This window comes from Streptomyces sp. NPDC057486, from assembly GCF_042802415.1.
GTDB classification, from domain to species: domain Bacteria; phylum Actinomycetota; class Actinomycetes; order Streptomycetales; family Streptomycetaceae; genus Streptomyces; species Streptomyces yanii.
In genome coordinates this window covers 57,874-72,030 of sequence record NZ_JBHVEE010000038.1, presented here as the reverse complement: position 1 = coordinate 72,030, position 14,157 = coordinate 57,874, and the positions used below count along the sequence as shown (strand labels likewise).

Here is a 14,157-nt window from a genome sequence, read left to right as displayed (position 1 = left end):
TGGGCTCCCGAGCGACTGCGCCGCGCTGGCGGCCCGCAGCGCGGGGGGCGGCCAGCGAGGCCCCCTCGTAGCAGAGGTCGAGCTCGACGATTTCCTTGTCGGTCTGAGCGAGCTCGCGACATGGCTGCACGATGGTGTGGAGTGGGAAGACGCCCTCGCCAAGCTCGTGAATGGTGTTCTTGACGATGCGGCGGCCGCTGAGAGCAGCCTCCACGGGGATGGTGGAGAGACAGGAAATGCTGTTGCTCCCGACGACCTCGACGTTCTACTTGGCCCGGACTGGATCGCCGACCTGACTGCATTCCAGAGGCGGGACATCGCACGACTGCTGTCGCTGAGGCACGGAGCGAACTTCAGCGTTCCCGGTGCCGGCAAGACGCGTGTTGCGCTCGCTGTGTTCGCAGCCATGAGAGAGCGCGGTGACGTCCAGCGCCTGCTGATCGTCGGGCCGAAGTCGGCCTATGAATCCTGGCAGTACGAGAGCACGGCTTGTTTCAAGGCGCCCCTTCGCACCACGGTCATGGCGAGTGTTCCCGATCCGGGGGCTGAGCTGTTGATAGTGAACTATGAGCGCCTCGGCCGCTCGGTTGCCGGGCTTGCATCGTGGCTGAGGTCTGCCCCTTCAATGGTGATTCTCGACGAGGCGCACCGAATGAAGCTCGGCGCAAGTGGCACCTATGGTTCAGCTTGCCTGGCACTGGGCCCCTTGGCTGAGCGACGGCTGATTTTGACGGGCACGCCCGCGCCAAATGGAGCCCGGGATCTGGAGAACCTCCTCTCCTTCGTATGGCCCGGGCACGGGAAGCGTGTGGTGACGGACGCTGTGGGCGGGGGTGACCTGGCCTACGCAAGCTCGGTGCTCCGCCCCCTGTTCACGCGAACGACGAAGCACGAGCTCGGATTGCCGCCGTTTGAGCCGAAGATCCGATACGTGGATCTGCCGCCCCTCCACCGCGAGATCTACGAGGCATTGAAAGGCAACCCCTCATCTCGACGGGGGGACCTTGATTCCCTTGGGAAGGCCATGCTGCGGATGCTCATGGCGGCCACCAGTCCGGCGCTTCTTGCGGAGGGGACGACTCGCCACGAGCCGCTGTCCTACCAGGTTCCGCCACTTGAGTCGTCGCCGGATGACTCGTTGCACACGCTTCTCAAGAACCTTCCTCGACATGAATTGTCTCCCAAGTACCAGGAAGCCGTGAAAATCGTTGCCGATAACGCGAGGGCGGGACGCAAGACCTTGGTATGGTCGACTTTCGTACGCAGTCTGACAACGTTGGAAAAGTTGCTTGCCCCCTACGACCCTGCGACGATTCATGGGGGAACCCTCGATCGGGAGGAGCAGATTCAGCGCTTTCGCGAGGATCCGAGTTGCATGGTTCTCATTTCTAATCCAGCAACGCTTGGTGAGGGAATCAGCCTCCACCAGGTCTGCCATGATGCCCTCTATGTGGACCGCGACTTCATGGCGGGACGCTTCCTGCAGAGTCTTGACCGTATCCATCGTCTGGGACTTGCTCCAGGCACCGAGACTAGGGTCACCGTCCTTGCAGCTCGTGGGACGGTGGATGAGATCGTAGCCCTCCGCCTGGAATCGAAACTTGAATTCATGGGCCGTATTTTGGACGATCCATCAGTGCGGCAGCTTGGTGATCTCCAAGAGGAAGAACCCGCCGCTGCAGGCATGGACATGGCTGATGTTCGGGCGCTGCTTGCCCATTTGGACTGCGTATCCTCCAGCGGGTAGAGGCGTCGGGCGTATTGGCAGTCCCGTTTACGGTGTGGTGCTGCGACTGGGCAGGAGAGGGGCGGGGGCGGACGGGTCATCGCAGTTTGCCAAAGCCCAGCGCTCGCTGTCGAGAACGACCTGAGGCCTGGACTCATGCTGGGGGCCGGCTAGGGCGACGCGTGCGCTGACAAACTCTCCGTCTTGCGGCATCGGGAGGTTCAGCCTCTTTGCGATGTCCCTGTGACTGGCGGAGTCTCCCATGATCAGGATTCCTTCGCTCCGAAGTGCAGATCGAGAACCACCGTTGCCGCGTACGCGTTTCATGTAGTCTTTCTGCTGCGCTACGGTCCGAACGACATTGCGACTGATCCGGCGCATTTGGGCGCGGCGGAACAGTTCATTGAGTCGCGCCTGTCCCGACGGGGAGGCGAAGATTGCCTCCAGGTCTGAAGCGGGCATGCGCAGCAGTAGATTCTCAGGTAGTTCGGCGTCACGCCAGAGCCAAGTGATCTTGTTGCGGTGCTCCGCTTTAACCGTGAGCTTCATATCCCGGTTGCTGCCACCGTTGAGCCATTCGCGCTGTATGCGGAGAATGCCTGCGCTCCAGCGGCTCTTATTATCATCCGCCCAGATGAGCAGGCAAAGATGACCAATAGCCTCGGGCGGGATCATCCAGCCGCCAAACTGTTGCGAGTACTTGCAGTCCACATCGATACCTTCGATGTGGTAGTCCATGGTAATTCCGTCACCAAATTTGAACTCGCGTTGCAGATTAATCTCGACCAGCGTGCCAGCGTGTGTCTTCTCGGTCTTGAATAGGGTGTTCCAGTCATACCTTCCGGTGGCTTCGCCGTTGAGTAGCTGGTCAATTGTTTCGCGTAGCACACGCGCGTAACGCTTCCCGTCGGGGGAAAGTTTCAAGAGGTGCTGCCTGACCAGCATGATTTCGGGATCGTCACAGACCCCTCCCACGGGCCCTGGTGGATCAAATAAGGTCACTCTGCAGCCCTTCGTGAAGCAATAGAATGTGGTTGCACTTTCCTGATTCCGTCGTGGTCCCGAGGTGAAGGGCGCGGGGCTAGCTACGCCGCCCCGTGGCACTCCCGATACGTCCGCCCCGACCCGCACCAGCACGCCGCGCTCCGGGCCGGCGGCCACGGGACCGCGCGGCCGCGGGACGCGAGGGTGGTGGCGTACTGGGGGAGGAGGTTCGGGTCGGACGGCGACGCGGCCTCCGAGGCGGCGAACGCCTCGTACGACGGGACCGTGCCGGTGACGATGCCGAGGTTCGGGGTCCCTGCCGCATACAGGTCGCGGAGAGAGGCTTCCAGGCGGGTCAGGTGCTCGGGGTGGGACGGGTACTCGGTGCGCAGGGCCGGGTACGCGGTCAGGAGCTCGTCGAGTTCCGCCGCCGTCCAGTGCAGGACCGCCACCGGGAACGGGCGGGACAGAGCCGTGCGATAGGTGCCCAGTTCCGCGCGGAGGCGGGCGATCTCGGCCTGGAGCTCGCCCGGGTCGGACGAGCCCAGCGACCACAGGCGCTTCGGGTCGTGGAGCTCGTCGAGCGGGACCTTGGCGCTGTGGAGGGTGTCGGCGAGCTCGTCCCAGGCGTCGTGGCCGAGTCCCATCAGGCGTCGTACGCGGTGGCGGCCGAACAGCAGGGACTGGGTGGCGTACGGGACTTCCTCGCCCGGAGCCAGGAGCAGGGTCAGCGCGGTCGAGAAGAAGTCGTGCGCCGACTCCAGCTCGTCGTGCGATTCGAGGGTCTCGGCCGCGATCCTCCAGGGGGCCGCTTCGAGCGGTCCCGCCGCGCGGAGGCCGTCGATGATCGCGCGGGCCTCGGCCTCGTGACCGTACTCCCAGAGGTTCGCCGCCTTGAGGGCTTTGATCAGGGACGGGTCGGCGGGATGCGCGGCGAGCAGTTCGTCGTAGAGGGTGGCGGCGCGGGGGCGCTGGTCGGCGAGTTCCAGGTGGGCTGCGGCGCGCAGGAGCATCGGCTCCCGGTCGTCGGGGTACTGCGCCGCGGTGCGCAGCAGGCGCTCGGCTTCGGCGATGTGGTCAGCAGGCGTGTCGGGGCGCATGAACCACACCGTACTGCTGTACGGCTACTGGGCGGAGGGTTGTTCCGGCCCTGGTGAGTTACGGGTCGTGCCCCTATGGTGCGGGCCGTGAGGGAGCGGATACCGGTCGCGGTGCAGCGGAACCCGCGGGGGCGACGCGTCGCCGCGCGTGGGCTGTGGACGGGCGCCGAGGCGGTCATGACCCTGGGTGTCGTGCTGCTGCTTCTCGTCGTCCATCAGCTGTGGTGGACCAATCGGCAGGCCAGGGCGGGAGCCGAGCACCAGGTGCGGGCCCTGGAGCAGGAGTGGGGCCGGGGCACGGACGGGGGCGGACAGCAGGTGGGGCCCTCGGACAGTGGGGGCGGGGACGACGGCTCGGCCCCGGTGTCGCGGACCGGTGGCGGCGGGAGCGGGCGTACGACGGCTGCGGCGCGCGCGCCTCGCTGGGATCAGGCGTACGCCGTCATCCGCATCCCGCGCCTCGGGCTCGCCGCGCCGGTCGCGCAGGGCATCAGCAAGAGCGGCGTCCTCGACAAGGGGTACGTCGGGCACTACCCGCGCACCGCGCAGCCCGGCGGCGTGGGGAACTTCGCGCTCGCCGGGCACCGCAACACGCACGGCGAACCGTTCCGGTACATCAACCGGCTGCGCCGGGGCGACCGGATCACCGTCGAGACCCGGGAGCGGGTGTACACGTACGTCGTCGACAGGACGCTGTCCCGGACGTCTCCGCGGGACAGCGGGGTGATCGCCGCCGTTCCGCGCAGCAATGTGCGGCCTCACGTCGGGTACAGCGAGCCCGGTGCCTACGTGACGCTGACCACGTGCACACCCGAGTTCACCTCCCGGTACCGGCTCGTCGTGTGGGGGAGGCTGACGGGAGCCAGGGCGCGGTAGTGCCCTCGCGGAACAGCGGTGCCATTACCGGACTAAGGTTCCCTTACGTGTTCAGACGTCGTCCGCAGTTGTTGTGGTTGCTGGTTCCCTACGTGCTCTACCTGGGAGCGCTGCCGTTCGTGAACCGGGTCGATCCCGTCGTACTCGGACTGCCGTTCCTCTTCGTGTGGCTGCTCGGGGCGACGCTGCTCACACCCGTCGCCGTATGGCTGACCCGACGGGGGGACCGCCGATGAACGCCGCGGTGGCGACCTCGGTCTTCGGGGCCTTCATGGTGGTCACCGTGGTGCTCGGGCTGCTCGCCGTGCGGGGGCGGGGGAGCGGTGGCAGGGGCGGGCTCGCCGAGTGGTCCGTCGGCGGACGCAGTCTCGGGGCCGTTTTCATCTGGGTGCTGATGGCCGGCGAGGGATACACCAGCTTCAGTTATCTGGGGGCTGCCGGATGGGGCTACAACTACGGGGCGCCGGTGCTCTACGTGGTGGCCTACATGTCCTGCGGGTACGCCGTCGGATACGTGGTCGGCCCGATGCTCTGGGCGTACGCGCGTCGGCACGGGCTCGTCGGGATCACCGACATGGTGGCGCACCGCTTCGGGCGGCCCTGGCTCGGCGCCCTCGTCGCCGTCCTCGCGACCGTGTTCCTGCTGCCGTACATCCAGCTGCAGATCACCGGCATGGGCGTCGTCGTCTCCACCATCTCGTACGGTGCCATCAGCCTGAACTGGGCGTACTTCATAGCCTTCGCCGTCACCACGGGTTTCGTCGTGGTCAGCGGGCTGCGCGGCAGCGCCTGGGTGTCCGTCCTCAAGGACGTGCTGGTGATCGCCACTCTCGGGTTTCTCGTCCTCTACGTACCGCTGCACTACTTCGACGGATACGGGCCCTTCCTCGACCGGCTCGTCACCGAGAAGAGCGAGTGGCTGACCTTCCCCGGGCACGGCGACAGCGGGCTCGGGAAGGCATGGTTCATCACCACCTCGTTCCTCAACTCCCTCACCGTGGTGATCTTCCCGACCACCGTCGCCGGCTACCTCGGCGCGAAGAACGCCGACGTGCTGCGCCGCAACGCGATGTGGCTGCCCGCCTACAACGTGCTGCTCTTCGTCCCGATGCTGCTCGGCATGGCCGCCCTCTTCGTCGTGCCGGGGCTCGTCGGCGCCGAGTCCAACCTCGCGCTCTTCAAGCTCGTCGTGGACTCGCTGCCCGCCTGGGCGGTCGGCGTCATCGGGGTGGCCGCCGCGCTGTCCTCGATCGTGCCCATGGCGGTCTTCATGCTGGTCATCGGCACGATGTGGGGGCGCAGCGTGCTCTCGCTCGTACCGCGCTGGCAGCACCGGCAGAAGGGCGCCGCCCAGACCGTCGTCGTGGCCGCGGGCGTGATCGCGCTCGTGCTCACCTACACGGCGCCGAACACGCTGGTGCGGCTCTCCCTCATCTCGTACGAGGGGATGGCGCAGCTGCTCCCCATGGTGCTGCTGGGGCTGATGTGGCGGCGGCTGACGCTGCTCGGGGCGCTGGCCGGGCTGGCCGTCGGGGTGGGAACGGTCTGCGGGTTCGTGTTCACCGAGAACGATCCGGTGTGGGGTGTGAACGCGGGCATCGTCGCGCTCGCCGCCAACCTCGTCGTCGCACTCGCGGTGACGTACGCGGGTCCGCGCGAGCACGACGAGCGGCCGGACAGCGAGGTGCTCGCGCGGGACGAGATCGGGGAGCCGGCTCTGGCGGCCTCCCCCACGACGGGGAGTGAGGCCGTTACCGTCGCGGGCGCCGGTTCCGCAGGAGCCTGACACCGACCGCCGTCACCAGCGACAGCCCGACCGACTGCAGTGGTGCGGCGTAGGCCCGGCGTGAGCGCGGCCGTGCCCGGCTCGCGCCGCGCCGGCTCCTCCGGCCGCCGACGACCGACGCCGTCCGACATCGGCCGACTCCCCGGGCCATCGTGTATAACGACTGGAGGGCCGAACGAGCGAGCCCACCGGACCGAGCGGGGGAGGGATCGATGAGCAGCAGCATCGGCAACCGCCTGCGCGGTGGCATCACCCGCCTGCCCCGGCCCGTCGGAATCCTGCTCTTCCTGCTCACCGAGGTCCTCCTCGCCGAGAGCGGCAGTCTCTCCGCGGCGGTCGCGCTCGCCGCCACCGCCGCCGCCGGTTCCGCGCTCGTCGCCTGTTCGGTCATCAGCGCCCGCTGCGCCGCCCCGGTGCCCCGCACCCGGGTCCGTACAGCCATGCGCGACCGCGAGAAACGCACCGCGTTCCTGCCGCAGCGCGATCCCGACGCCAAGGGCCGCAGGCGGCCCCGAGCCCCCGGCCGTGCCCTCCTGACGGCCGCGTAGGGACTTCGCAGCTTCTCCGCCCGAGCACGAGTACGTGTGCTCAGGCGTGCCCCGCGCGGGTCGTCATGCCGAGCCAGATCGCTCTTCTCCCGGCACGACGAGACCCCCGGAGGGCTCATCCATGTCCACGTTCATGTCCGCTTTCGCCGCCCTGGTCGGCTCCTTCGCCGATCTGCTGCACCCGCTCTTCCAGGGCGCGGCCACCGCCGCCGCGATCGTCCTCTTCACCGCGCTCGTGCGACTCGCCGTGCACCCCCTCTCGCGGGCCGCGGCGCGTGGGCAGAAGGCCCGCACCAAGCTCCAGCCGCAGATCGCCGAGTTGCGCAAGAAACACGCCAAGAACCCCGAGCGCATGCAGAAGGCGCTCATGGAGCTGCACAAGGAGGAGAAGGTCTCGCCGCTGTCCGGCTGCCTGCCCAGCCTCCTGCAGATGCCCGCCTTCTTCCTGCTGTACCACCTCTTCTCCAGCCAGAAGATCGGTGGCGACCCCAACGAGCTGCTCGGCCACGACCTCTTCGGCGCCCCGCTCGGCGAGCGCTGGCACGACGCGCTCGCGGCCGGCGGACCGTTCGGCACCCAGGGCGTCGTCTATCTCGGCCTCTTCGTGATCGTCGCCGTGGTCGCGACGTTCAACTACCGCCGTACGAAGCGCCAGCTCGCGGCCGCCCCCGCCACCCCCGCCACCGGTCCCGACGGGCAGCCCGTGCCGGGCATGGGCGCGATGACGAAGCTGATGCCGCTGATGTCCTTCTTCACGCTCGTCTCGGTGGCGTACGTGCCGCTCGCCGCCGCGCTCTACATCGTCACGAGCACCACCTGGACCGCGATCGAGCGCGCCGCTCTCTACCGCGACATGCCGGCCGCCGGCGCCGCCATGGCCACCGTGGCGTAACCGGCGGGGCGAGTGCGCCGGTCCAGTGTGTGAACAGGGTCTTGCGGAGTGATCCGATGTCTTGGAGGATCGGCCAAGCCTGCGATGGCCGCCACCCATCCGACGGGCCCGATCTCGACCAAGGGGAGAAAGACCGTGAAGCTGCTTCGCGTGGGTACGGCAGGTGCGGAACGACCGGCGCTGCTGGACCAGGACGGAACCCTGCGTGACCTGTCGGGAATCGTCACCGACATCGACAGCGCCCTGCTCGCCGACGAGTCCGCGCTGGCGCGGGTACGGGCCGCCGCTGCCGCGCCCGGCGAGCTGCCCGCACTCGACGCCGAGGGGCTGCGGGTCGGGCCGCCGCTCGCCCGCATCGGCAAGATCGTGTGCATCGGGCTGAACTACCACGACCATGCCACCGAGACCGGCGCGGCGATTCCGGCCGAGCCGATCCTCTTCTTCAAGGCGCCGGACACCGTCGTCGGGCCCGAGGACACGGTGCTGGTGCCGCGCGGCAGCGTCAAGACCGACTGGGAGGTCGAGCTCGCCGTGGTCATCGGCCGCACCGCCCGTTATCTGGACTCCGCGGAGGAAGCGCTCGGCCATGTCGCCGGGTACGCGGTCGCGCACGACGTCTCCGAGCGCGAGTTCCAGATCGAGCGCGGCGGCACCTGGGACAAGGGCAAGAACTGCGAGACGTTCAACCCGCTGGGGCCGTGGCTCGTGACGGCCGACGAGGTCTCCGACCCGCAGGCGCTGCCGCTGAAGCTCTGGGTCAACGGCGAGCTGAAGCAGAACGGCACGACCGCCGACCAGATCTTCCCGGTGGGCGAGGTGGTCCGCTACCTCAGCCAGTTCATGACGCTGTACCCGGGTGATGTCATCAACACCGGTACACCGGCCGGCGTGGCCCTGGGGCAGCCGGATCCCAAGCCGTATCTGCGGGCGGGGGACGTCGTCGAGCTGGAGATCGAGGGCCTCGGGCGGCAGCGGCAGGAGCTGAAGGACGCGTAGCCGTTGCGTAAAGGTCGGAGGGGTGGCGGGCCGCTGATGCGGCGAGCCACCCCTCCGTCGTTTCCGTCGTCTCAGCCGGAGATCGTGGTGGCGAACTGTTCCAGTGCCTCGACGACCAGTGCGTGGTCCTCCGCCTGCGGCAGCCCGGACACCGTGACCGTGCCGATCACGCCCGCGCCCTCGACCGCGATCGGGAACGAACCGCCGTGCGCGGCGTACGTGTCCAGGTCCAGCCGCGAGGAGTCCTCGAACGTCGTCCCCTTCGCCCGGAACCGGGTCCCGACCAGGTACGAGCTCTCGCCGTACCGCTCGACGACCTTGCGCTTGCGGTCGATCCACGCGTCGTTGTCCGCGCTCGAACCGGGCAGCGCGGCATGGAACAGCTGCTGGGCACCGCGCCGGATGTCGATCGCAACCGGCGCGTGGCGCTCCCGGGCCATGGAGACGAGCAGCCCGCCGAGTGCGTACGCGTCGTCGTAACTGAAATGTGGCAGCGTCAGCCGGCGCTCCTGCGCGATGAGCTCGGAGATGGTCGGAGCGGTGGGGTTCATACGGACTGCTCCTCGGAAGCGGTGGACAGGGTGACGGTGACGCCCTCGCGGGCCGAGCGGCGGGCGGCCTCCAGGACGTCCAGGGCCGCGGCGGCCTGCAGCGCCGTCACCGGATTCTCGCCCTTTCCGCGCACCGCGTCAGCGACCGCCGCGTAGTACGCCGGGTAGTCGCCCGGCAGGGTGCGGACCGGGGTGCCGCCACCGGTCAGCGGCGACTCGCCCGAACCGGTCCGGCCCCACAGGGTCTCGGGCTCCTCGCCCCAGCCCGAAGCGGCGGCGGACGGGCGGTGGCCCTCACGCAGGGCGGCCTCCTGCGGGTCGAGACCGTACTTCACGTAACCGGCCCGCGAACCGAGCACGCGGAAGCGCGGCCCGAGCTGGGCGGTGGTGGCGCTGACGTACAGATGCGAGCGGACCCCGTTCGCATGGGTGATCGCGATGAACGTGTCGTCGTCGGTGACGGCGCCGGGGCGGCGTACGTCGGACTCCGCGTACACCCGCACCGCCGGGCCGAACAGCACGAGCGCCTGGTCGACGACGTGGCTGCCCAGGTCGTACAGCAGCCCGCCGATCTCCTCCGGGTCGCCCGACTCGCGCCAGCCGCCCTTGAGCTGCGGGCGCCACCGCTCGAAACGGGACTCGAAACGCTGTACGTCACCGAGCTCGCCGTCCGCGACCAGCTGGGAGAGCGTCAGGAAATCGTTGTCCCAGCGGCGGTTCTGGAAGACGGACAGCAGCAGCCCGCGCTCCTGCGCCAGCGCGGCGAGCTCGCGCGCCTCGGCGGCTGTGCCGGCGATCGGCTTGTCCACGACGACCGGCAGACCGGCTTCGAGCGCGGCGGTCGCGATCGGGACGTGGGTCTTGTTGGGGGAGGCGATCACGATCAGGTCCAGCTCGTCGGCGCGCGCCCACAGCTCCTCGGGCGACGCGGCGAACCGGACGTCGGGGAACTCGGCACGGGCCTGGGCCCGACGCTCCTCGTTCGACGTGACGACCGTGTCGAGGGCCAGTCCCTCGGTCGCGGCGATCAGCGGGGCGTGGAAGACGGAACCCGCCAGGCCGTAGCCGACGAGTCCGACGCGGAGGGGGGAGCCGGGCGTCCGGGGTGTCGTGATGCCAGTCATGCAATCCACTTAAGCAACGCTGTTGCCAAAGTGCAAGCGAAGGAGACAATGGGGCAGTGAACATGAGTAACACCGGAGCGAACCTACCGACACTGCGCAGCCACAACGCGGCGCTCGTGCTGGACCTGCTGCGTGTCGCGGGCGAGCGGGGGATCAGCCGGCTGGAGCTGGCGGAACGGACGGGGCTCACCCCGCAGGCCGTCAGCAAGATCACCGCCCGGCTGCGGGCGGAGGGCCTGGCGGCGGAGGCGGGCCACCGTGCCTCCACGGGCGGCAAGCCACGCACGGTGCTGCGCCTGGTTCCGGACGCGGGACACGCGGTGGGGCTGCACCTGGACCGCGACGAACTGACGGTGGTCCTGGTCGACCTCGCGGGCACGGTCGTGGCGAGCCGCAGGACGCCGCTGGATTTCGGCGCGCCGGCGGGCGAGGTGGTCGCCGCTGCGGCCCGGGAGGTGGGCCTGGTGATGGGTGGGCCCGGCGGGCCGGACTCGGGCGAGGCCGCGGAAGCAGGGCCGGAAAGCTCCGGGCCCACCGTCGCCGACGGAACCGGCTCCGGGCCGCACGCAGCCTCCCCCGTGGCTCCGCCGTCCACCGTGCTCGGGCTGGGTGTCGCCGTGCCCGGGCCGCTTGATCACCGGGGGGGTGTGCTGCATCGCGTCACCGGGTTCCCGCAGTGGGACGGGTTTCCGCTCCGGGAGGCTCTCACCGCTCGCACCGGGTTGCCCGTCGTCGTCGACAAGGACACCAATGCCGCCGCTCTCGGGCTCGCCCTGCGGGCCGACGGGCCGGGGGACTTCGCGTATCTCCATCTCGGGACCGGGCTCGGTGCCGGGCTCGTGCTCGGTGGGGCCGTGCATCGCGGGGCCAGGACCGGGGCCGGTGAGTTCGGGCATCAGACCGTGCTGCTGGACGGGCCCCTGTGCAGCTGCGGCGGTCGCGGCTGTATCGAGGCGCTCTGCCTCGCCGCCGTCTCGGGCGGCGATGCCGCAGAGGCCGCGCGGGTGCTCGGGACCGGCGCCGCCAACCTGGTCGGGCTGCTCGACATCGACCGGGTGGTGCTGGGCGGCCGTACCGTCGACGCCGACCCCGATGCGTACGTCCGAGGGGTCCGGGCCGTGATCGGTGAGCGCGTCCGGCGTGACGGCATCGGTGCGGCCGTGCCGCTCGTCATGACCGCGGGCGGGGACCGGCCGGTCGCCGAGGGGGCCGCCCAGCTCGTCCTCGCCCCGCTGTTCGGGCGACTCGGCGGCGCCGGAGCGTAGGGCCGTTCGAGCGGTTCGGGTCGCCCGACCGGGCGACTCTCCCGCATGTCGGGGTGTGCCGGGTCGCGCGTGCGTGGCAGCGTCGCCGCCCATGAGGGGCGCCCATTTTGTGAGCCCCTCCGAAACCGGTGAACTCCGGGTACGGGGCGATCCGGCCGTTTCGCGAGCAGCAAAGGGTGTCCCCCCCAATGCCTCCCACGCCTCCCCCTCCCCGGCCGCGCCGCGGAATTGCCCTCGGACTGGCCGCGGCGTCCGTCGTGCTCGGCGGCGCGTCCGCCGCATCCGCCGACGCCGCCGCGGTGCCCGTTGCCGCCACCGCCGACCAGCAACCCGCCTGTGGTGACCCGACGGCGGAAGACTTCCCGATCACGACCCGGATCCGCGGTGGCCAGGAGACGTATGCGTCCGGCGGGGGATACGGCACCTGGTTCCTGGATCTGACCAATACGACCTCGAAGCCCTGTGGCTCCATCCATCCGGTTCTGGTCCTCACCGACGAGGACGAGAAGCTGACCTCCGAGCAGATCCAGCTGGAGTTCTCGGACCCGGACCTCCCCGACGTCCCGCATCGCGTCACCTGGGAGACGACCGACCGCGACGAGCACATCGGCGTCTTCGGCGGCGACGGCGCCGACACGTTCGGCGGCTTCACCATCCCTGCGGGGCGCACCGTCACCGTCCAGGTCCGGATGGCGTTCACCTCCGACACAGGACCCAATCGGATCACCGCCAAGGCCGCGATCGTGCAGCGGAAGCAGGCCGCGACTGCCGACGGTGCCAAGAAGACGCCGGCGGGTGACGACGGGGACTGGGTCGGTGAGTCCGACGACTACGTCTTCGACGTGGTCGAGGACGACACCAGTGGTGGCGACACCGGTGACGAAGACACGGGAGGTACGGGTGATGTCGGCGGCATCAGCCGAGAGGGGGATGTGTTGCCCGAACCGCCCCTCGACAGCGCCACTCCGGGAATCGGCGACACCGGTGGAGTCGATGGTGGCGGTGTCGTCGGGGGGTCCGGTGACGCGGGCCGGGCCGACGGCGGCGGTGTCATTGGGGGTACGGGTGACGCGGGCGGGGTCGATGGCGGCGGTGTCGTCGGGGGGTCCGGTGACGCGGGCCGGGCCGACGGCGGCGGTGTCATCGGGGGTACGGGTGACGCGGGCGGGGTCGATGGCGGCGGTGACGCCGTAGGGTCCGGTGACGCGGGCCGGGCCGACGGCGGCGGTGTCATCGGGGGGTCCGGTGACATGCCCAGCCTCAAGGGCTCCGGAGAGGTGCCGTCAACCGCCCGGGATCCGCAGGACCGGCCCGAGCTCGCCAGGACCGGACCGGGGGCCGTCATCTGGGCCGAGGGTGTCGCCGCCGTGCTCTGTCTGGTCGGCGGTGTGGCCGCCGTGAGAGGGGCGCGGCGGCTCCGTCGCACCCGTCGTTGACCTGAGGGCCCCGAAACGTTCACCGTCGTTCATGTCCGTCTGCCACCATCGGCAGGTGGACTACCTGCACGACCAGGCACCTGGCGCACCGATCCGATCCGGCATCCCGGAGCACGGCCGTATCCCCAAGTACTACGCCGTGAAGGCCCATGTCTCCGCCCTCATAGAGGAGTTGGGTGAGGGCGGCATGCTGCCCACCGAGCGTGATCTCGCGGTCCGTTACGAGGTGTCGCGCGAGACCGTGCGGCAGGCGCTGCGTGAACTCCTGCTGGAGGGCCGCCTCGCCCGTCAGGGCCGCGGCACCGTCGTCGCGGGGCCCAAGCTGGAGCAGCCGCTCTCCCTCGCGAGCTACACGGAGGGCGTACGCCGCCAGGGGCGGACACCGGGCCGTCACCTCATCGGCCTGGAGCAGTTCCCCTGCCCCGCCGCACTCGCCGCCGAGACCGGCGTCGAGCGGGGCGAACCGGTCTGGCATCTGGAGCGTGTGCTGCTCGCCGACGACGACCGGGTCGGTCTGGAGAGCACCTATGTCTCCGTCGCCCGCGTACCGGACCTGGATACGGAGTTCGACCCCGACTCGTCCTTCTACGCCTACCTCCACGACCGGCTCGGGATCACCTTCGGCGACGCGGACGAGCGGATCGAGACCGTGCTCGCCACCCCGCGCGAGGCGCTGCTGATCGGTACGCCGCCCGCCCTGCCCATGCTGCTGCTCCACCGCATCTCGCGGGACGCGAGCGGGCAGCCGCTGGAGCGGGTGCGCACGCTCTTCCGCGGCGACAGGTTCTCCTTCACCGCACACCTGGGCCGCCAGGGCTGAGCGGTACGGCGCGGCAATCGACTCACTTGGATAACGGCAATGTAACGGGTCTA

The 14,157-nt window shown here is 69.6% G+C and carries 14 protein-coding genes; 10 read left to right on the top strand and 4 right to left on the bottom strand.

The window, feature by feature from the left end; genetic code table 11:
* On the top strand, positions 1 to 1,747 hold a 1,747-nt coding region (locus ACFU6I_RS19685; protein ID WP_384368129.1), incomplete at its 5' end, for a DEAD/DEAH box helicase.
* Between the two features lie 27 nt (positions 1,748 to 1,774).
* Here ACFU6I_RS19685 and ACFU6I_RS19680 read toward each other — a convergent pair.
* Both ACFU6I_RS19680 and ACFU6I_RS19675 read right to left on the bottom strand, forming a co-directional pair.
* Positions 1,775 to 2,671 (bottom strand): NaeI family type II restriction endonuclease, encoded by an 897-nt coding sequence (locus ACFU6I_RS19680; protein ID WP_384368126.1) that lies wholly within the window; start codon positions 2,669 to 2,671, stop codon positions 1,775 to 1,777.
* Positions 2,672 to 2,811: 140 nt separating this feature from the next.
* Complete coding sequence (locus ACFU6I_RS19675; RefSeq protein ID WP_384368123.1) at positions 2,812 to 3,810, bottom strand: SEC-C metal-binding domain-containing protein; 999 nt, start codon at positions 3,808 to 3,810, stop codon at positions 2,812 to 2,814.
* Positions 3,811 to 3,885: 75 nt separating this feature from the next.
* Between ACFU6I_RS19675 and ACFU6I_RS19670 the strand changes: the two genes are divergently transcribed.
* The 6 genes from ACFU6I_RS19670 to ACFU6I_RS19645 all read left to right on the top strand — a co-directional run bounded on the left by ACFU6I_RS19670 (position 3,886) and on the right by ACFU6I_RS19645 (position 8,908).
* Positions 3,886 to 4,686 carry a class E sortase gene (locus ACFU6I_RS19670; protein ID WP_384368120.1) on the top strand — a complete coding sequence of 267 codons (801 nt, stop codon included), beginning with the start codon at positions 3,886 to 3,888 and terminating at the stop codon, positions 4,684 to 4,686.
* A 77-nt stretch (positions 4,687 to 4,763) separates the two neighbouring features.
* The gene (locus ACFU6I_RS19665; protein WP_327249530.1) at positions 4,764 to 4,922 is read left to right on the top strand and encodes a DUF3311 domain-containing protein; all 159 of its coding nucleotides are present in this window, start codon (positions 4,764 to 4,766) and stop codon (positions 4,920 to 4,922) included.
* Complete coding sequence (locus ACFU6I_RS19660; protein WP_384368117.1) at positions 4,919 to 6,472, top strand: sodium:solute symporter; 1,554 nt, start codon at positions 4,919 to 4,921, stop codon at positions 6,470 to 6,472. The genes ACFU6I_RS19665 and ACFU6I_RS19660 overlap by 4 nt, the downstream gene beginning before the upstream one ends.
* A 212-nt stretch (positions 6,473 to 6,684) precedes the next feature.
* Positions 6,685 to 7,020, top strand: a complete 336-nt coding sequence (locus ACFU6I_RS19655; protein WP_384368114.1) for a DUF6412 domain-containing protein — start codon at positions 6,685 to 6,687, stop codon at positions 7,018 to 7,020.
* Positions 7,021 to 7,141: 121 nt separating this feature from the next.
* Positions 7,142 to 7,912 carry a YidC/Oxa1 family membrane protein insertase gene (locus ACFU6I_RS19650; protein ID WP_345517919.1) on the top strand — a complete coding sequence of 257 codons (771 nt, stop codon included), beginning with the start codon at positions 7,142 to 7,144 and terminating at the stop codon, positions 7,910 to 7,912.
* Positions 7,913 to 8,047: 135 nt separating this feature from the next.
* The gene (locus tag ACFU6I_RS19645; protein WP_326792318.1) at positions 8,048 to 8,908 is read left to right on the top strand and encodes a fumarylacetoacetate hydrolase family protein; all 861 of its coding nucleotides are present in this window, start codon (positions 8,048 to 8,050) and stop codon (positions 8,906 to 8,908) included.
* A 71-nt stretch (positions 8,909 to 8,979) separates the two neighbouring features.
* Here the strand turns inward: ACFU6I_RS19645 and ACFU6I_RS19640 are convergent, their stop codons facing one another.
* Together ACFU6I_RS19640 and ACFU6I_RS19635 are read right to left on the bottom strand one after the other, a co-directional pair.
* A complete protein-coding gene (locus ACFU6I_RS19640; RefSeq protein ID WP_384368111.1) occupies positions 8,980 to 9,459 on the bottom strand; it encodes a heme-degrading domain-containing protein in 480 nt (159 codons plus the stop codon).
* Positions 9,456 to 10,583: a Gfo/Idh/MocA family oxidoreductase gene (locus ACFU6I_RS19635; protein ID WP_384368108.1), complete on the bottom strand. Its 1,128-nt coding sequence runs from the start codon at positions 10,581 to 10,583 to the stop codon at positions 9,456 to 9,458. Before ACFU6I_RS19635 ends, ACFU6I_RS19640 begins: the two co-directional genes overlap by 4 nt.
* Before the next feature lie 62 nt (positions 10,584 to 10,645).
* Between ACFU6I_RS19635 and ACFU6I_RS19630 the strand changes: the two genes are divergently transcribed.
* From ACFU6I_RS19630 to ACFU6I_RS19620, 3 genes are all read left to right on the top strand, one after another.
* Positions 10,646 to 11,848 carry an ROK family protein gene (locus ACFU6I_RS19630; protein WP_384368105.1) on the top strand — a complete coding sequence of 401 codons (1,203 nt, stop codon included), beginning with the start codon at positions 10,646 to 10,648 and terminating at the stop codon, positions 11,846 to 11,848.
* A gap of 188 nt (positions 11,849 to 12,036) precedes the next feature.
* Positions 12,037 to 13,284, top strand: a complete 1,248-nt coding sequence (locus ACFU6I_RS19625; RefSeq protein ID WP_384368102.1) for a peptidase — start codon at positions 12,037 to 12,039, stop codon at positions 13,282 to 13,284.
* Positions 13,285 to 13,339: 55 nt separating this feature from the next.
* Entirely contained in the window at positions 13,340 to 14,104 is a 765-nt protein-coding gene (locus tag ACFU6I_RS19620) for a GntR family transcriptional regulator (RefSeq protein WP_384368100.1), read from the top strand.
* Positions 14,105 to 14,157 lie beyond the last annotated feature (53 nt).

What these genes read in the sequence shown, in the direction of transcription:
- ACFU6I_RS19680 (WP_384368126.1), bottom strand. Translation starts at nt 2,671, where the DNA reads ATGCTGGTCAGGCAGCACCTCTTGAAACTTTCCCCCGACGGGAAGCGT.
- ACFU6I_RS19675 (WP_384368123.1), bottom strand. Translation starts at nt 3,810, where the DNA reads ATGCGCCCCGACACGCCTGCTGACCACATCGCCGAAGCCGAGCGCCTG.
- ACFU6I_RS19670 (WP_384368120.1), top strand. Translation starts at nt 3,886, where the DNA reads ATGGTGCGGGCCGTGAGGGAGCGGATACCGGTCGCGGTGCAGCGGAAC.
- ACFU6I_RS19660 (WP_384368117.1), top strand. Translation starts at nt 4,919, where the DNA reads ATGAACGCCGCGGTGGCGACCTCGGTCTTCGGGGCCTTCATGGTGGTC.
- ACFU6I_RS19655 (WP_384368114.1), top strand. Translation starts at nt 6,685, where the DNA reads ATGAGCAGCAGCATCGGCAACCGCCTGCGCGGTGGCATCACCCGCCTG.
- ACFU6I_RS19650 (WP_345517919.1), top strand. Translation starts at nt 7,142, where the DNA reads ATGTCCACGTTCATGTCCGCTTTCGCCGCCCTGGTCGGCTCCTTCGCC.
- ACFU6I_RS19640 (WP_384368111.1), bottom strand. Translation starts at nt 9,459, where the DNA reads ATGAACCCCACCGCTCCGACCATCTCCGAGCTCATCGCGCAGGAGCGC.
- ACFU6I_RS19635 (WP_384368108.1), bottom strand. Translation starts at nt 10,583, where the DNA reads ATGACTGGCATCACGACACCCCGGACGCCCGGCTCCCCCCTCCGCGTC.
- ACFU6I_RS19630 (WP_384368105.1), top strand. Translation starts at nt 10,646, where the DNA reads ATGAGTAACACCGGAGCGAACCTACCGACACTGCGCAGCCACAACGCG.
- ACFU6I_RS19625 (WP_384368102.1), top strand. Translation starts at nt 12,037, where the DNA reads ATGCCTCCCACGCCTCCCCCTCCCCGGCCGCGCCGCGGAATTGCCCTC.